Source organism: Pseudomonas sp. NBRC 111119 (assembly GCF_001320125.1).
GTDB lineage: Bacteria > Pseudomonadota > Gammaproteobacteria > Pseudomonadales > Pseudomonadaceae > Aquipseudomonas > Aquipseudomonas parafulva.
The window spans coordinates 23,532-40,402 of the sequence record NZ_BCAV01000061.1; the positions used below are offsets into that span (position 1 = coordinate 23,532).

The following is a 16,871-nucleotide window of genomic DNA, read 5'->3' on the forward strand; positions in this document are numbered from 1 at the left end:
GATGTGTCGGGCGCGTTTCTCCTGCATGAACAGCCGTTGCGAACGCGGTCGCCTGGCCGGTCGGAAGTTTCAGGTTGAGGCGTTTAAGCCTGCCTGCTCATCTGTACGTCATTTCTCACAACCCGGGGGCATGAATATCGTTACGGCACTATGAGCGGCCTCAAGAAGGTAAGTTCCGCGATGGGATAGGGCTGCATGAAGGATCTTTCAATTATCGATCTTCATCAGGTAGTTTCAATTTGATAGCACTGTTCGGTCAAACCCCCGTATATACGGGGCGGAATTGTTTCTAGATGTATTTTTGCCAGTATCGCTATCTTTTTAATAAAAAAATTGCAAAAAGGGTTAAGCGGCATGATGGCGTTATGAAATTTTCACAGTGATGTTTATTTTTTGGCGTCAAATTTTTGTAGCGCTGACACAGGTTTAGCGGTGCGCTTGCATATCCTGTTACGACTGAAGACCCTTCGGACGCTAAGGTTTTTATCACGATGGCCGTCAACCACACTGGACGTCGTCGAGGATGACTGTGTACGAAGGAGCGTCTCTGGCACCCCGTGGCTATTGCCATGACGGCGTCTCACCCATAACCACAGGGAAGAGACGAGGCTTGATACCGATGAAAACATTTACCCGAATCCTTTGTGCGGCGGCCGCATTGCTTGCGGCGAGTACAGCGCTTGCCGGGCCACCGGTCGAAGTGACCTTCAGGAACCTTGGCACTGAGCCGGTGAAGCTTCAGCTGACGAATGCCAATGAGACGAGTACGTACCAGATTGCCAGTCCGAAGCCTCACGAGGAGGTGAAACCAGGTGAAACCATCAGGTTCACAGTACAGCGGCTGGTAAGCCCTGATACGAACAGTGCGATGATTCGTTACTCAATCGGACGCAAAACATGTGCGTTCAGCACGACGTTTGTGATGATGATGTCAGGAGGCGTCAAACAGCCGAAATGGAACAAGACTGCCACACCGACCGGCGGCGCTGTGTGTACTGCAGTCAACTCCGGATTTAGAGCCAACTATGCCTGGAAAGCTGAGTTCACAATGAAATAAACCTCTCCCTATTCCCCACTCTGTCACTTGCCATTATAGGCATGCAGGGTGGGGCCTACAGGCGAGCATTTTTCAAGTGTAATTAGCGAATGGTGTAGTAATGGACAGCATCCAAAAAAATAGTCCGTCATCTCAGTGGGCGGTACAGAAAATCCAGTCAGAGTCACCGGCGAACAATGCAGTCTCTAGCGCCGTATCAACAGTGGTCGACCAGGGTGAGGTGCGTTCTGGGGTATCTGCCCTGGCACGTCAGCTGGCTGCTGCAGCGGAGCGTGCAGCGCTTCGTGATAGCCAACTGAGTCGTCAGGAGCTTGCCAAGCTGGGCTCGCGGATTCAGATGGAGTTGGGAGGACGAGGATACACCTCAACCAAGCCGCTGCATGACGCATTTGTTCCCAGCACTGATGACCCGGAACTCCTGGACCGCGCAAAGCGTGCGACCCACTTTCTCAACGGCAGTGGCGAGAATCCTTTTAAAGGCCTGAGTACTGAACAACTTGCATTAATAGGTTACGACGAAGGCGATGATTTTACACACAACGAACGCTTGGCCGCGAGCACGGAACTCAGTCATCGCTATGCGCTATGGACACACTACATCGTCGATAAAGCTAACAGTGAGTATGACAACACCGGTTATAGAGACGATGCGCTGAGAGAGATGATTCAGTATTACAAAGGCTTGCCCCCCATTATGGAGGCAGGCTTCGGTAACTATGAAATCGACTTAACGCTGCTGATCGGCAAAACAGACCAGCGACAAAGCAGCGAAGACGATCCGCTGATCGAAATGATCTTGAAAACGGTGCGTAAACTCGAAGATGAGGCTGAAAAAGCGCATCCGCCGATTGATCCATCGATCAAGCCCGGAGGCCTCGCATGAGCGCCATCGTGAGCCTCATCGAGGTGAGCCGCTTCCATGCCGGGTTGCCCGTGCTCAAGGACGTCAACCTAGTTGTTCCAAGTGGGCAAACGTGCGCCATTGTCGGCCCATCCGGTTCAGGCAAAAGTACGCTGCTGAACCTGATCGGTCTGCTGGACAGGCCGTGCTCTGGCCGTGTGCAGTTGGTGGGTAATGACATGACAGGGGCCAGCGCGGACCAGTGCGCTGTCGTGCGCAATCGTCTGATCGGGTTCGTCTTCCAGAGCTTTAACCTGCTGCCGCGTCTGTCCGCCCTGGATAACGTCGCGCTGCCGCTTTCCTACCGTGGGTTGCGCTTGCCAGCAGCCCGGGTGCTCGCCCAGAACCAGCTGGAAGCGGTAGGTATTGGCGAGCTTGGCCCGCAACGATCTGCCGAGCTATCGGGTGGCCAGCGCCAGCGTGTTGCCATCGCCCGGGCTCTGGTAACCGAGCCCGCGTTATTGGTGGCGGACGAGCCTACCGGCAGCCTGGATACAGGACCTGCCTACCGTTCATGAAGGCCAGCTGGCCCGGGTCACAGTCGCCGGGCAGGTTTTCCAAGGCCGGGTTGCCCATATTGCACAGCTGCCCAGAACCGAGGGGGCGCAAGACGCCTGGTACGACTTGGTGGCGGACATCGATCTGCCTTCGCTGGAGCCCGGCCGACCTCTGCGCTTGGGCATGAGTGCCCAGGTTGAAGTGCTGGTTTCGAGCAAGGACCGGGTATGGGTAGTGCCACCCGATGCCGTTGAGCAAGACAAGGCAGGGCTGAGTTATGTGTGGTTCCGTGAGCACCCCAACCAGTTGCCGAGCAAGGTGCCGGTGAGCATTGGCTCGATATGGCCACAGGGGTTGGAAGTGGCCGGGCTGAGGTCAGGGTACGTGCGACTGCCCTGACACCAGCCCGCTCGCAACCGGGCTCACTCGCCAGGATGATCCCGCAAAAACACCAGATGATCCGCTTTCGACTGCTCGGCACTGTAGTAGTACCCCTGCACATCGAACTGCTTGAGCTGCGCTGGGTCGCTGATGCGCTCTTCGATGGCGAAGCGGGTCATCATGCCGCGGGCTTTCTTGGCGTAGAAGCTGATGATCTTGTATTGGCCGTTCTTCAGGTCCCTGAAGTCGACGTTGATCACCCGGGCGTTCAACGCGCTGCGTTTCACTGCGCTGAAATACTCGTTGCTGGCCAGGTTCAGCAGCACGTCGTCGCCCTGTTCGGCCAGGGCCTGGTTCAGCCATTCGCTGATGCGGGTGCCCCAGAAGGCGTACAGGTCCTTGCCGCGGGCGTTAGCCAGCTTGGTGCCCATCTCCAGGCGGTAGGGTTGCATCAGGTCCAGCGGGCGCAGCAGGCCGTACAGGCCCGAGAGCATGCGCAAGTGGCCCTGGGCGAAGGTGAAGTCGTCCTCGCCCAAGGTTTCGGCAGCCAGCCCGGTGTACACGTCGCCCTTGAAGGCCAGCAACGCCTGCTTGGCGTTCTGTGGGGTGAAGTGCGGCGTCCAGCTGCCGAAGCGGGCGGCGTTCAGGCCGGCAAGCTTGTCGGAGAGGTGCATCAGTTCGCTGATCTGCGCCGGGCTCAGTTCGCGCAGCTGCCCGATCAGTTCCTGCGAGTCATCGAGGTAAGCGGGCAGGGTGAAACGCTCGGTCACCGGCGGGGTGTCGTAGTCGAGGGTCTTGGCGGGGGAAATCACCGTCAGCATCGGGTCGGCTCCTGGCATCGTTGACCGTGAATTCTACGGGCTGGGCGTGGTAAGTCCAAACTATGGCGACGATAGTGGGCGCTCATGGAGCGTGCAGGCGCTATAGTGCCTGTTTTGCCATTGGGGAGCCTTGGACCGTGCGCATAGCCTCAGCCCTGCTGGCCGCGCTGCTGAGCGTGGCCGTGCACGCCGCGCCCAGCGACCAAGTGAGCCTGGACCGCAGCCTGTGGCCCGAGCAGTTGGACAGCCCGGTGCTGTTCGACGTGGCGTCGCGTGCCGAGATACTGTCGTTTGCCCAGGTGCTGCATGAAAGCGAGCTGCTCGACGATGCGGCGCTGGCGGCGCGGCTGGGGCTGCGCCAGATCAACCTGCACAAGGTGCGCCTGGTGCGGGCGCGCATGTGGCAGCGCCTGTGGAGCGGTTACCAACAGGCCCAGCGCAGTTGCGAGCAGGATGCCTCGTTCTGCTACGCCGTCACCTCCATGGCAGAACTGCGCACGCAAGCCGCTACCTTCGCTGCCGATGTTGGCGCGTTCTACACCGGCTGGGTCGAGCCTAGCCACCGCTTCCATGTGCGCTACCTGGACGAGCAACTGCGCAAGGCGGCGTTGATGCCGCAAACCAGCAGTGAGGTGGAGCGGCTGTCACCGGCCGAGCGCAACGGCGACGAACTGAACGACCGGCTGTTTCTGCTCACCTTCGTTGGTGGGCCGGGGCCGGTGGGTGGCAGTACCGATACGTTGGCCGACTACCTGCGCGGGCAGAAGCTGGAAGGGACTTTTTTCGTCCTGGGCAACCGTTTGCAGCAACGTCGCGAGGGCACCTCGCTCGACGCCCTGCGCACGTTGTATGACGGGCAGTGCGTAGGTATTCAGGGCTGGGAGTACAGGTCCCACGCGCAGTGGAATGGCTGGCAGGACTCGCTCAGGCGCAGCCAGGGGCGGGTGCAGGCAGATCTGCCTGAGCAATACGTGCCATTGTTCAGGCCCCCCTATGGCCAGCGCAGGGCGGATGGGGACGCGTTCATGGCCAGCCAGCAACTGCGCGTGTCACTGTGGGACATCGACGCCCAGGATGACGGCGCGCTGGATGCCCAGGCCTCGGCCCAGCGGGTGCTGACCTTGATGCTGCTGTGGCGCAAGGGGGTGATCCAGTTTCACGATGCCCTGCCCAAAGCCCAGCCCGCCGTGCAATGGCTGCTGGAGCACACCGCACAGAGCGGCATCGGCTGGCAGGGCTGCAAGGAATATGCTTATGCACAATGAGCAATCTGACTTCTGACTGTAGACCCGCCTGGCCGCCCCGCCAAGGGCAGTTCGTCAATCGGAAAAATAAACTTCAAAAACGCGTAAAAATGCTTTTTCCGGTCATGCCTTTTGCGGTATGAAGAAACCAGACAGCCGATTCCTGCAGCACAGGTGGCGTCATACAGGCTCACCTGGCCAGGTTCGCTTCCCGCCCGTAACAACGCGGATACGGGGAGACCGGCAGTCACTTTGCGGCGTAACAGACCGCGCCGTGTGGCTTCGACATAAGGTGACCGAGTATGGATGACCAAGGACGCACCCCTTCCTCCAGCAAGCCAATCCTCTATGTGCTCGATACCAACGTCCTGATTCACGACCCTAACGCATTACTCAACTTCGAGGAGCATCACGTCGCCATCCCGATGACGGTGCTGGAGGAACTCGACAAGCTCAAGGCCGGCAAACAGAGCATCGCCGCCGAATGCCGCCAGGCCATCCGCCTGATCGACCAGACCCTGGGGGACGCCTCACCCAGCGTGGTCGAGCAGGGTGTACCCATCCAGCGTGGCAAGAGCGGGCCCAAGGGCTTCCTGTCCATTCTGATGACCCCGCGCAACGAGCCCAATCGCCTGCTGCCGGAAACCCTCAACGACAACATCATCATCAACCAGCTGCTGGAAGTGCGGGCACGGCGCACCGACCTGGATGTGGTGCTGGTCACCAAAGACATCAACATGCGCCTGAAGGCGCGCGCCTGTGGCATTGCGGCCGAAGATTACAGCACCGACCAGTTGGTAGACGACGTGTCGCTGCTGTCCAAGGGGTACCACTCGGTCACAGGTTCGTTCTGGGACCGGGTGAACAAGGTGGATACGCGCCAGGAACGTGGCCGTACCTGGCACCGTGTGCAACTGGCCGAGAACCTGCCGGCGGTACACGTCAACGAGTTCATCATCGACGAGCAGGGCTTCGTTGGCTGGATCAAAGGCATCCGTGAAAACGAACTGCTGCTGCTCGACCTGCACCAGGAGCCGCTGCTGCACCAGGAAGCCTGGGGCCTGAAGCCACGGGATATTCACCAGAGCCTGGCGCTGTTCGCCCTGCTGGACCCAGACATCCACCTGGTCAACCTGACCGGCGCTGCGGGCTCGGGCAAGACCATCCTGGCACTGGCTGCCGCCATCGAGCAGACCATGGTCAGCAAGCGCTACCGGCGCATCATCGCCACCCGCAGCGTGCAGGGGCTGGACCAGGAGATCGGCTTCCTGCCGGGTACCGAGGCCGAGAAGATGGAGCCTTGGCTGGGTGCGATCACCGACAACCTCGAAGCCTTGCACATGGACGACGAAAGTACCCATGGCAGCGTGGAGTACATCCTCGAGCGGGTACCGTTGCAGTTCAAGTCGCTGAACTACATCCGTGGGCGCAGCTTCCAGCAGAGCCTGATCCTCATCGATGAATGCCAGAACCTCACCCCGCACCAGATGAAAACCATCATCACCCGCGCCGGTGCCGGCTCCAAGGTGGTGTGCCTGGGTAACCTGGCGCAGATCGACACACCTTACCTGTCCGCCACCAGCTCGGGCCTTACCTACCTCACCGAGCGTTTCAAGGACTTCCCCCACGGCGTGCACATCACCCTGCAGGGTGTGCCGCGGTCGGTGCTGGCCGAGTACGCCGAGTCGCACATGTAACGGCATATCGGGGCGGCCTGCCCAGGCCGCTCCAACTTCCCGCCCGGCTACAAACCCGTGCCTAAAGCTGACCCACGGGTTTACACTCGTTGCTCCCTTCACAGGAGCAGAGCAGTGCTGACACATCTTGATTCCCAGGGGCGGGCCAACATGGTCGACGTCACTGAAAAAGCCGTCACCGAGCGTGAGGCCACCGCCGAGGCGCGGGTGCGCATGTTGCCGCAAACCTTGCAGATGATCGTGGATGGCGCACACCCCAAGGGCGATGTGTTTGCCGTGGCGCGCATCGCCGGCATTCAGGCGGCGAAGAAGACCAGTGACCTGATCCCGTTGTGCCACCCATTGATGCTGACCAGCGTGAAGGTGGAGCTCGATGCCGACGGTGAGGATGCGGTGAAGATCGTCGCCCGCTGCAAGCTGGCCGGGCAGACCGGCGTGGAGATGGAAGCGCTGACGGCGGCCAGTGTCGCGGCACTGACCCTTTATGACATGTGCAAAGCCGTGGACAAGGGTATGGTCATCGAACAGGTGCGCCTGCTGGAAAAGCTCGGCGGCAAAAGTGGCCATTACAAGGTGCAAGGCTGATGAACGTGAAGGTGATGTATTTCGCCCGTTACCGCGAACGGCTGGGGGTGGACGCGGAGCGTGTCGAAGGTGCTTTCGCGGTGCTCGACGATGTGCGTCAGGCGCTGGTGGCCAGGGGCGCGCCGTACGACGTGCTGGGCGAGCAGAACCTGATGTGTGCACGCAATGAAGAACTGTGCAAGCTCGATGAGCCGCTGGAAGAGGGCGATGAAGTGGCGTTCTTCCCGCCGGTAACAGGAGGCTGAACATGGCTGTGCGCGTTCAGGAGGCTGCATTCGACCCGGGGCTGGAAGTCAATGCCATGCACGCGGCCAACGCGGGCGTGGGGGCGGTTGTCGCTTTTGTTGGCTACGTGCGGGATTTCAACGAAGGGCGCGAGGTGGCGGGGATGTTGCTTGAACACTACCCGGGCATGACCGAGAAGGCCCTGGCCAAGATTGCCGCCGAGGCCCAGCAGCGCTGGCCGCTGTTGAAGGTAGAAGTGCTGCACCGCATCGGTGCGCTGGAGCCGGGCGAGCCCATTGTGTTCGTGGGGGTGGCCAGTGCTCACCGGCAGGCCGCGTTCGATGCCTGCAACTTCATCATGGATTACCTGAAAACCCGGGCGCCGTTCTGGAAGAAGGAAATGACCGGGGACGGCCCGCGCTGGGTCGAGGGCAGGCAGAGTGACCAGGATGCGGCGGGGCGCTGGTAGCCCTGTGTTGGGTGGCCGGGGCTATGCCCCGGTTCGCGGGTACAGGTCAGTGATGCTTGCGCGGCACGGGCTGCAGCAGTTCATCCGGCGGCATCTCGCACTTGATCTTGCGGCCCAGCAGTTCTTCGATCGCCGGCAACTGATACGAGTCATCCTCCCCGGCAAAGCTGATCGACACACCGCTGGTGCCTGCACGGCCAGTACGGCCGATACGGTGCACGTAGTCGTCCGGGTCTTCGGGCAAGGTGAAGTTGATCACGTGGCTGATACCGTCGATGTGAATACCCCGCCCGGCCACATCGGTGGCAACCAGCACGGTGATGCGCCCTTCACGGAAGTTTTCCAGCGTGCGGATACGCTTGTGCTGGGGCACGTCGCCTGAAAGCTGCGCGGCATTGATGCCGTCACGCACCAGTTTTTCCTCGATGCGCCGCACTTCGTCCTTGCGGTTGGCGAATACCATCACCCGTTCCCACTGGTGTTGGGTAACCAGGTTGTACAGCAGCTTGTACTTGTCGCTGCCCGCCACCGCATACACATGCTGCTCGACCGTTTCGCTGGCAACGTTCTCGGGCTCGATTTCGACGATGGCCGGGTCGGTCGTCCACTGCTTGGCCAGGTTCATCACGTCGTCGGTGAAGGTGGCCGAGAACAGCAAGGTCTGGCGTTCGCTCTTGGGCGGGGTCTGGCGGATGATCTGACGTACCTGGGGGATGAAGCCCATGTCCAGCATGCGGTCCGCTTCGTCCAGCACCATCACCTCGACCATGTCCAGGTGCACCTCGCCGCGCTGGTTGAAGTCCAGCAGCCGGCCTGGGGTGGCCACCAGAATGTCGCAGTGCCGGGCTTCCAGCGCCTTCAGTTGCTTGTCGAAGTCCATGCCACCGACGAAGCTCATCACGTTCAGGCCGGTGTACTTGGTGAGGGCCGCAGCGTCCTTGGCGATCTGTACCACCAGCTCGCGGGTGGGCGCGATGATCAGCGCACGGGGTTCGCCCATGTAGCGCTCTTTGGGCGGTGGGGTCTGCTGCAACTGGGAAATGATCGAAATCAGAAACGCTGCCGTCTTGCCCGTACCCGTCTGGGCCCTGCCGATCGCGTCCTGCCCACGCAGGGTGTAACCCAGCACCTGTGCCTGGATCGGCGTGCAGTACGGGAAGCCCAGGTCGTGGATGGCGTGCATCAGTTCGTTGGACAGCTTGAAGTCATGGAAGCGGGTTTTGCCTTCCTGCGGCTCGACCACGAAGTCTTCCGGCTTCCACAGGCTGGCCTGCGGCTTGGGCTTGCGCTCGCGGCGCGGTTTTTCTTTTGCCGGCGTTGCCGCCGCAGGCGCGGTTGCCACCGGCTGGCTGGCCTTGGGGGCAGGTTTGGCGCGCGGTGGCTTGGGTGCGGTTACTGGACGGGCCTCGGAAACGGGCGCGGGCGATGCAACGCTGGCAGCAGGCGCGACAGCCTGCGGGGCGTCGTCTCTCTTGCCGAATATTTTTTTAAGTGCCTTGAGCACGGTCGTCTCGTCAACTGGTTAAGGAATGTACGCCGGGCAGTGTAATGCAAGAACCCTGCGCGGCGTAGTGGAACTGACGCACAACTACAGGCGGCGTGGGTTATTGAAGTTGCCTGGCCAGCCAGTGGTAGATGTCGTTCAGCTCCTCGACCACCACCTCGTGCTCCATGGGGTACTCCTGCCAGGTTGCGGCAATGCCCCAGGTATTGAGGTATTCGAAGGCGGTACGGCCCATCGACGGGATCACCACCGGGTCATGCACGCCGTGCAGGCACAGCGCCGGGGTACGCTGCTGGCAGGCACTGAGCTGATGCCCTTCACTGAACGTGGGCGCATAGGTAGACAGTGCCAGCACCCCGCCCAGGGCCTCCTGCCACTTTATATAGGCGGTGTGCAGCACCACCGCGCCGCCCTGGGAGAAACCGGCCAGGAAGATGCGTGACAGGCTGACGCCCTTTGCCTGCTCGGCCTTGATCAGCGCGATGACCTGGTCGGCCGACGCGTCAAGCTGCGCCTCGTCGATGGCGCGGGCCGGGCTCATGGCCTTGATGTCGTACCAGCTGGGCATGGCGTAGCCGCCGTTGATGGTGACCGGCTGGGTCGGCGCCTGGGGCATGATGAAGCGCGTGCTGTTCAGCCGCTCCTGCATGAATTCAGCCACAGGTAGGAAGTCGTAACGGTCGGCCCCCAGGCCGTGCAACCAGATCACACAGGCATCTGCGGTGGTCTGGGGTTCCAGGATCAGTGGGTCGGTCATTGCTGCTCCGAAAGTGTGCGGTTGGGCGGTTAGCGTGCATGAATATAAAGCGCGTGTGCAGCGCGCGAGAACGAGAATGTCGCAACGCTGAAACTTTACCCACTTGACTCTGGCTTAATCGCTCCAGCCAAGCGAACTGGTACGCGCTTTGCAATTCCATCTGTGATGCAAAGGGTAGGCCGGGAACGGTAACACCCTCTGTAAGCGAAGGCTGTCACAGAACAGCCCATTGCGCCAATTGACCCAATAACAAGCCAATACGGGTCGGATGCGCCTCAAAAGGGTGCGGTGCAATTCCGGCTCGATACAACAAGAGCGATGTGGAGGTAGTGAATGAAGATGTTGAAAACCACCCTGGCAGTCCTGACCGCTGCCGCCGCGCTGGGCGCCGTGAGCACTGCCCAGGCCGGCGCCACTCTCGATGCGGTTAAAAAGAAGGGCTTCGTCCAGTGTGGCGTGAGTGACGGCTTGCCTGGCTTCTCGGTACCGGATGCCCAGGGCAAGATCATCGGCATCGATGCCGACGTCTGCCGCGCCGTCGCGGCGGCGGTGTTCGGCGACGCGACCAAGGTCAAGTTCAGCCAGCTCAACGCCAAGGAACGCTTCACCGCCCTGCAGTCGGGCGAAGTCGACGTGCTGTCGCGCAACACCACCTGGACCAGCTCGCGCGATGCCGGCATGGGCCTGGTGTTCACCGGTGTCACCTACTATGACGGCGTCGGTTTCCTGGTCAACAAGAAGCTGGGTGTTTCCAGCGCCAAGGAACTCGATGGCGCAACCATCTGCATCCAGGCAGGTACCACCACTGAGCTGAACGTGTCGGACTTCTTCCGCGCCAACAACCTGAAATACACCCCGATCACCTTCGACACCTCTGACGAAAGCGCCAAGTCGCTGGAGTCGGGCCGTTGCGACGTACTGACCTCTGACAAGTCGCAGCTGTTCGCCCAGCGCTCCAAGCTGGCCGCACCCACCGAGTATGTGGTGCTGCCAGAAACCATCTCCAAGGAGCCCTTGGGCCCGGTGGTGCGCAAAGGCGACGAAGAGTGGTTCAGCATCGTCAAGTGGACGCTGTTCGCCATGCTCAACGCCGAAGAGGCGGGTATCACCTCCAAGAACGTCGAAGCCGAAGCCAAGGGCACCAAGAACCCTGACGTGGCCCGCCTGCTGGGTGGCGACGGTGAATACGGCAAGGACCTCAAGCTGCCTAAAGACTGGGTAGTGCAGATCGTCAAGCAAGTCGGCAACTACGGCGAAGTGTTCGAGAAGAACCTGGGCCAGAGCACCGACCTGAAGATCGACCGTGGCATGAACGCCCTGTGGAACAACGGCGGCATCCAGTACGCGCCACCTGTGCGCTGATGGTTGCACCCTGCGGCGGCATCCTGCCGCCGCAGGCAGTTCGGCACCCTCTCTTCCGGGGCATTTCATGCAAAATCGAATCGGCGCACAAAAGGGTTTATCCCTGAGCGATCCACGTGTGCGTGCGTGGCTGTTCCAGATCCTCACCATCGTCTTCGTGGTGGGTCTGGGCTGGTACCTGTTTCACAACACGCAAACCAACCTGCAACACCGCGGCATTACCTCGGGCTTCGACTTCCTCGACCGCAGTGCCGGCTTCGGCATCGCCCAGCACCTGATCCCCTACGTGGAATCGGACAGCTACGCCCGGGTATTCGTCATCGGTTTGCTCAACACCCTGCTGGTGACACTGATCGGCGTGGTGCTGGCCACCATTCTTGGCTTCATCATCGGTGTGGCGCGGTTGTCGCCGAACTGGATGATCAACAAGCTGGCGACGGTGTATGTGGAAACCTTCCGCAACATCCCGCCGCTGCTGCAGATCCTGTTCTGGTACTTCGCGGTGTTTCTCACGCTGCCGGGGCCCAGGGGCAGCATCAACATCGACGACACCTTCTTCATCAGCAACCGTGGCCTGAACATGCCGGGGGCCTCCATGGCCGAGGGCTTCTGGCCATTCGTCATCGCCGTTGCCCTGGCTGTGCTGGCCGTGGTGGTGATGGTGCGGCGGGCCAACCGGCGTTTCGAAGAAACAGGTGAGCCCTTTCACAAGTTCTGGGTGGGCCTGGCCTTGCTCGTGGTCATCCCCGGTGCCTGCGTGCTGCTGTTCGGCAGCCCTGTGCAGTGGGAAGTGCCGCAATTGAAAGGCTTCAACTTCGTGGGTGGCTGGGTGCTGATCCCCGAGCTGCTGGCATTGACCTTGGCGCTGACCATCTACACCGCCGCGTTCATTGCCGAGATCGTGCGTTCGGGTATCCGTTCGGTGAGCCACGGCCAGACCGAGGCTGCACGGTCGCTGGGCCTGCGCGAAGGGCCGACCCTGCGCAAGGTGATCATCCCCCAGGCACTGCGGGTGATCATTCCGCCGCTCACCAGCCAGTACCTGAACCTGGCCAAGAACTCGTCGCTGGCGGCCGGTATCGGCTACCCGGAAATGGTCTCGCTGTTTGCCGGCACGGTGTTGAACCAGACCGGCCAGGCCATTGAGGTGATCGCCATCACCATGAGTGTCTATCTCGCCATCAGCATCAGCATTTCGCTGTTGATGAACTGGTACAACAAGCGCATTGCGCTGATCGAGCGGTGAGGATACGCCTGTGAATGCCCATGTTTTCAAACCTGACATGCCGCCACCGGTAAAAACCGTCGGCGTGCTCGCCTGGATGCGTGCCAACCTGTTTTCCAGCTGGCTCAATACACTGCTCACCCTGTTCGCCGTGTATCTGCTGTGGCTGATCGTGCCGCCGTTGCTGCAATGGGCGCTGATCGATGCCAACTGGGTGGGTACCACCCGCGCCGACTGCACCAAGGAGGGCGCCTGCTGGGTGTTCGTGCAGCAGCGCTTTGGCCAGTTCATGTACGGCTACTACCCTGCCGAGTTGCGCTGGCGGGTGGACCTTACCGTGTGGCTGGCGGTACTCGGCGCGGCACCGTTGTTCATCAGCCGCTTCCCGCGCAAGGCGGTGTACGGCCTGGGCTTCCTGGTGCTGTACCCGGTGCTGGCCTATACCCTGCTGCACGGCGGCTACCTGGGCCTGGACACGGTGGCTACCAGCCAGTGGGGCGGGCTGATGCTGACCCTGGTCATCGCCACGGTCGGCATCGTCGGTGCCTTGCCCCTGGGCATTGTGCTGGCGCTGGGCAGGCGCTCGCGCATGCCGGCGGTGAAGGTGGTGTGTGTGACCTTCATCGAGTTCTGGCGCGGCGTGCCACTGATCACCGTGCTGTTCATGTCGTCCGTGATGCTGCCGTTGTTCCTGCCCGAGGGCATGAGCTTCGACAAGCTGCTGCGGGCCATGATCGGTGTGATTCTGTTCCAGTCGGCGTATATCGCCGAGGTGGTGCGCGGTGGCTTGCAGGCCATTCCCAAAGGCCAGTACGAGGCTGCCGCGGCCATGGGCCTGGGTTACTGGCGCTCGATGGGCCTGGTGATCCTGCCCCAGGCGCTGAAGCTGGTGATCCCCGGCATCGTCAACACCTTCATTGCCCTGTTCAAGGACACCAGCCTGGTGATCATCATCGGCCTGTTCGACCTGCTCAACAGCGTCAAGCAAGCAGCTGCCGACCCGGCCTGGCTGGGTATGGCCACCGAGGGCTACGTGTTCGCGGCCCTGGTGTTCTGGATTTTCTGTTTCGGTATGTCCCGCTACTCCATGCATCTGGAGCGCAAGCTGGACACTGGCCACAAGCGTTAGGAGTTTCGAAATGAGTGAAGCGATCAAGCAGCCTGCTGGCCCCGAAGGCATCATCCAGATGCAGGGCGTGAACAAGTGGTATGGCCAGTTCCATGTGCTCAAGGACATCAACCTGAACGTGCGCCAGGGCGAGCGCATCGTGCTGTGCGGGCCGTCGGGTTCGGGCAAGTCCACCACCATCCGCTGCCTCAACCGCCTGGAGGAACACCAGCAGGGGCGCATTGTGGTCGACGGGGTAGAGCTGACCAACGACCTGAAGCAGATCGAGGCCATCCGCCGCGAGGTGGGCATGGTGTTCCAGCACTTCAACCTGTTCCCCCACCTGAGCATCCTGGAAAACTGCACACTGGCGCCCATGTGGGTACGCAAGATGCCGCGGCGCAAGGCCGAGGAAATCGCCATGCACTACCTGGAGCGGGTACGCATTCCGGAGCAGGCGCACAAATTCCCGGGGCAGTTGTCCGGTGGCCAGCAGCAGCGGGTGGCCATTGCCCGTGCCCTGTGCATGAAGCCCAAGATCATGCTGTTCGATGAACCGACTTCGGCGCTGGACCCGGAAATGGTCAAGGAAGTGCTCGATACCATGGTGGGGCTGGCTGAAGACGGCATGACCATGCTGTGCGTTACCCACGAGATGGGCTTTGCCCGCACCGTGGCCAACCGGGTGATCTTCATGGACAAGGGGGAGATTGTGGAGCAGGCCGCGCCGGATGATTTCTTCGACCGGCCGCGCAGTGACCGTACCCGGTTGTTCCTGAGCCAGATCTTGCATTGATGCAGGTAGGGGCTGCAAAGCAGCCCCTTTTACAGGCTATTTCTCTTCCTGTTTGGCCACTGGCGCTGGCGGCGGCCTCAGGCCTACTTCGGCCACCAGCTTCAACTGCTGCCCATTGCGCATCACCTCGATGGTGATCTTCTCGTTGGGCTTGATGCGCGCCACCTGGTTCATCGACTTGCGTCCGTCACCGGCCGGTTCGCCGTTGATGCTCAGGATCACGTCACCCAACTGCAACCCGGCCCTGGCCGCCGGCCCCTCGCGGAATATACCCGCGACCACGATGCCGGGCCGGTCTTTCATGCCGAACGATTCAGCCAGTTCGGTGCTCAGTGGCTGCACTTCGATACCCAACCAGCCACGGATCACCTGGCCGTGCTCGACGATGGACTTCATCACTTCCAGCGCCAGCTTCACCGGGATGGCAAAACCGATGCCCTGGGAGCCGCCAGACTTGGAGAAGATCGCGGTGTTGATGCCGATCAGGTTGCCATTGGCATCCACCAGTGCACCGCCGGAGTTACCCGGGTTGATCGCCGCGTCGGTCTGGATGAAGTCTTCGTAGTTGTTCAGCCCCAGCTGGTTGCGGCCGGTGGCGCTGATAATGCCCATGGTCACCGTCTGGCCTACGCCGAACGGGTTGCCGATGGCCAGCGAGACATCGCCGATACGGATGGTGTCGGAGCGGCCGATGGTAATGGCCGGCAGTTTCTTCAGGTCGATCTTCAGCACCGCCAGGTCGGTTTCCGGGTCGCTGCCGATAACCCGGGCCAAGGTCTCGCGGCCGTCTTTCAGGGCCACGACGATCTGGTCGGCACCGCTGGTGACGTGGTTGTTGGTGAGCAGGTAACCCTCGGGGCTCATGATGACTGCCGAGCCCAGGCTGGACTCCCAACGCCGCTGCTTGGGCAGGTTGTCCCCGAAGAAGCGGCGGAACTGCGGGTCTTCGAACAATGGGTGCGAGCTCTTGTTCACCACCTTGGTGGTGTACAGGTTGACCACCGCGGGGGCGGCCAGGGTCACGGCATCAGCGTAGGAAACCGGGCCCTGGACCACGCGTGTGGTCTGGGGCGCCTGTTGCAGGTTGACATCCTGGCTGGGCAGGCCGACCCACTCGGGGAAACGCTGGATGATCAGCACGGCAATGAGCACACCGGTGAGCAGGGGCCAGCCAAAGTAACGCAACGCCTTGAACATGAACGAGTCCTGGATAGAGCAGGGGGCCAGCGGCCACCGAGTGGGGCATGCAGGGGTACGTGAACCGCACGCGCAGGCACCGGTTCCCCCGGTGCCGACGACGGCCCATAATGGCCGGCATTATACGGGCGTTCAGCCGGCGTTGTGCCTGTGGGATGCGTAGATTTCGAGGAGAATTTAATGGCCGTCGCTCTCAATACCCTGGTCGAGGAAGCCGAGCGCTTTCTGGGCAGCAGCAAGGTCCAGGACTATTGCCCCAACGGCCTGCAGGTCGAAGGCCGGCCCCAGGTTGGCCGTATCGTCAGCGGCGTGACTGCCAGCCAGGCGTTGCTGGACGCGGCCGTGGAGGCGCAGGCTGACCTGGTGCTGGTGCACCACGGCTACTTCTGGAAGGGCGAAAACCCCTGCATCACCGGGATTCGTCAGCGGCGCCTGAAAACCCTGCTGAACCATGACATCAGCCTGCTGGCGTTTCACCTGCCGCTGGACCTGCACCCCGAGGTGGGTAACAACGTGCAGCTGGCGCGCCAGCTGGATATCACTGTCGAAGGCGCACTGGACCCGGCCAACCCCAAGGTGGTTGGGCTGGTCGGGTCACTGGCAGAACCCATGACCGCTCGCGACTTTGCCCGCCGGGTGCAGGAAGTGCTGGGCCGTGAACCGCTGCTGGTGGAGGGCGAGCAGATGATTCGCCGGGTGGGTTGGTGCACCGGGGGCGGGCAGGGCTACATCGACGATGCCATTGCCGCAGGGGTGGACCTGTACCTGACCGGTGAGGCTTCGGAGCAGACGTACCACAGTGCCCGCGAGAATGGGGTCAGCTTCATTGCCGCCGGGCACCACGCCACCGAGCGGTATGGCGTGCAGGCGCTGGGTGATTACCTGGCGCGGCGGTTTGCCGTGGAGCACCTGTTCATCGATTGCCCGAACCCCATCTGACCTTGGCGGCCTCATCGCCGGCAAGCTCGCCCCCACAGGGATCGCACAGCATTCAAAGCCTGTGTCAGCCCTGTAGGAGCGGGTTTACCCGCGAAGGGCCTGGCC

At 61.4% G+C, this 16,871-nt stretch carries 17 protein-coding genes and 1 pseudogene; 14 read left to right on the forward strand and 4 right to left on the reverse strand.

Annotated features, from left to right (window positions below; translation table 11 throughout):
• Positions 1-619: 619 nt before the first annotated feature.
• The 4 genes and pseudogenes from APH25_RS20915 (at position 620) to APH25_RS20930 (ending at position 2,855) form a co-directional block, all read left to right on the forward strand.
• Positions 620-1,057: a hypothetical protein gene (locus tag APH25_RS20915; RefSeq protein ID WP_060483242.1), complete on the forward strand. Its 438-nt coding sequence runs from the start codon at positions 620-622 to the stop codon at positions 1,055-1,057.
• A gap of 100 nt (positions 1,058-1,157) precedes the next feature.
• On the forward strand, positions 1,158-1,940 hold the full coding sequence (locus APH25_RS20920) for a hypothetical protein (RefSeq protein WP_060483243.1): 783 nt from the start codon (positions 1,158-1,160) through the stop codon (positions 1,938-1,940).
• A pseudogene (locus APH25_RS20925) lies at positions 1,937-2,464 on the forward strand (ABC transporter ATP-binding protein); the annotation flags it as partial. The gene APH25_RS20920 and the pseudogene APH25_RS20925, both read left to right, overlap by 4 nt.
• A gap of 121 nt (positions 2,465-2,585) precedes the next feature.
• Positions 2,586-2,855, forward strand: coding sequence for a hypothetical protein (locus APH25_RS20930; RefSeq protein WP_154660100.1), 270 nt, complete (start codon positions 2,586-2,588; stop codon positions 2,853-2,855).
• 23 nt (positions 2,856-2,878) lie between these two features.
• On the opposite strand, the gene yaaA is transcribed toward APH25_RS20930, so the two are convergent.
• Complete coding sequence (gene yaaA, locus APH25_RS20935; protein ID WP_060483245.1) at positions 2,879-3,658, reverse strand: peroxide stress protein YaaA; 780 nt, start codon at positions 3,656-3,658, stop codon at positions 2,879-2,881.
• 137 nt (positions 3,659-3,795) lie between these two features.
• Here yaaA and APH25_RS20940 point away from each other — a divergent pair, with 137 nt between their 5' ends.
• The 5 genes from APH25_RS20940 to moaE all read left to right on the forward strand — a co-directional run bounded on the left by APH25_RS20940 (position 3,796) and on the right by moaE (position 7,878).
• Positions 3,796-4,923 (forward strand): polysaccharide deacetylase family protein, encoded by a 1,128-nt coding sequence (locus tag APH25_RS20940; protein WP_028635230.1) that lies wholly within the window; start codon positions 3,796-3,798, stop codon positions 4,921-4,923.
• Between the two features lie 281 nt (positions 4,924-5,204).
• Positions 5,205-6,599 (forward strand): PhoH family protein, encoded by a 1,395-nt coding sequence (locus tag APH25_RS20945; RefSeq protein ID WP_028635229.1) that lies wholly within the window; start codon positions 5,205-5,207, stop codon positions 6,597-6,599.
• Between the two features lie 114 nt (positions 6,600-6,713).
• A complete protein-coding gene (gene moaC / locus APH25_RS20950) occupies positions 6,714-7,184 on the forward strand; it encodes a cyclic pyranopterin monophosphate synthase MoaC (RefSeq protein WP_060483246.1) in 471 nt (156 codons plus the stop codon).
• A complete protein-coding gene (locus APH25_RS20955; protein WP_028635227.1) occupies positions 7,184-7,429 on the forward strand; it encodes a MoaD/ThiS family protein in 246 nt (81 codons plus the stop codon). The genes moaC and APH25_RS20955 overlap by 1 nt, the downstream gene beginning before the upstream one ends.
• A 2-nt stretch (positions 7,430-7,431) precedes the next feature.
• Positions 7,432-7,878, forward strand: coding sequence for a molybdopterin synthase catalytic subunit MoaE (gene moaE / locus APH25_RS20960; protein ID WP_060483247.1), 447 nt, complete (start codon positions 7,432-7,434; stop codon positions 7,876-7,878).
• Between the two features lie 46 nt (positions 7,879-7,924).
• On the opposite strand, the gene rhlB is transcribed toward moaE, so the two are convergent.
• Positions 7,925-9,382, reverse strand: coding sequence for an ATP-dependent RNA helicase RhlB (gene rhlB, locus APH25_RS20965; protein WP_060483248.1), 1,458 nt, complete (start codon positions 9,380-9,382; stop codon positions 7,925-7,927).
• A 100-nt stretch (positions 9,383-9,482) separates the two neighbouring features.
• Positions 9,483-10,139, reverse strand: coding sequence for an alpha/beta hydrolase (locus tag APH25_RS20970; RefSeq protein WP_028635224.1), 657 nt, complete (start codon positions 10,137-10,139; stop codon positions 9,483-9,485).
• A gap of 333 nt (positions 10,140-10,472) precedes the next feature.
• Here APH25_RS20970 and APH25_RS20975 point away from each other — a divergent pair, with 333 nt between their 5' ends.
• The 4 genes from APH25_RS20975 (at position 10,473) to APH25_RS20990 (ending at position 14,630) form a co-directional block, all read left to right on the forward strand.
• Complete coding sequence (locus tag APH25_RS20975) at positions 10,473-11,501, forward strand: amino acid ABC transporter substrate-binding protein (protein WP_028635223.1); 1,029 nt, start codon at positions 10,473-10,475, stop codon at positions 11,499-11,501.
• Positions 11,502-11,568: 67 nt separating this feature from the next.
• Entirely contained in the window at positions 11,569-12,747 is a 1,179-nt protein-coding gene (locus APH25_RS20980) for an amino acid ABC transporter permease (protein ID WP_028635222.1), read from the forward strand.
• A 10-nt stretch (positions 12,748-12,757) separates the two neighbouring features.
• The gene (locus APH25_RS20985; RefSeq protein ID WP_028635221.1) at positions 12,758-13,855 is read left to right on the forward strand and encodes an amino acid ABC transporter permease; all 1,098 of its coding nucleotides are present in this window, start codon (positions 12,758-12,760) and stop codon (positions 13,853-13,855) included.
• 10 nt (positions 13,856-13,865) lie between these two features.
• Entirely contained in the window at positions 13,866-14,630 is a 765-nt protein-coding gene (locus APH25_RS20990) for an amino acid ABC transporter ATP-binding protein (protein WP_028635220.1), read from the forward strand.
• A 36-nt stretch (positions 14,631-14,666) separates the two neighbouring features.
• On the opposite strand, the gene algW is transcribed toward APH25_RS20990, so the two are convergent.
• Positions 14,667-15,827: a Do family serine endopeptidase AlgW gene (gene algW, locus APH25_RS20995; protein ID WP_028635219.1), complete on the reverse strand. Its 1,161-nt coding sequence runs from the start codon at positions 15,825-15,827 to the stop codon at positions 14,667-14,669.
• A 180-nt stretch (positions 15,828-16,007) separates the two neighbouring features.
• On the opposite strand from algW, the gene APH25_RS21000 reads away from it, so the two are divergent.
• On the forward strand, positions 16,008-16,766 hold the full coding sequence (locus APH25_RS21000) for a Nif3-like dinuclear metal center hexameric protein (RefSeq protein ID WP_060483249.1): 759 nt from the start codon (positions 16,008-16,010) through the stop codon (positions 16,764-16,766).
• The last annotated feature ends 105 nt before the right edge of the window (positions 16,767-16,871 follow it).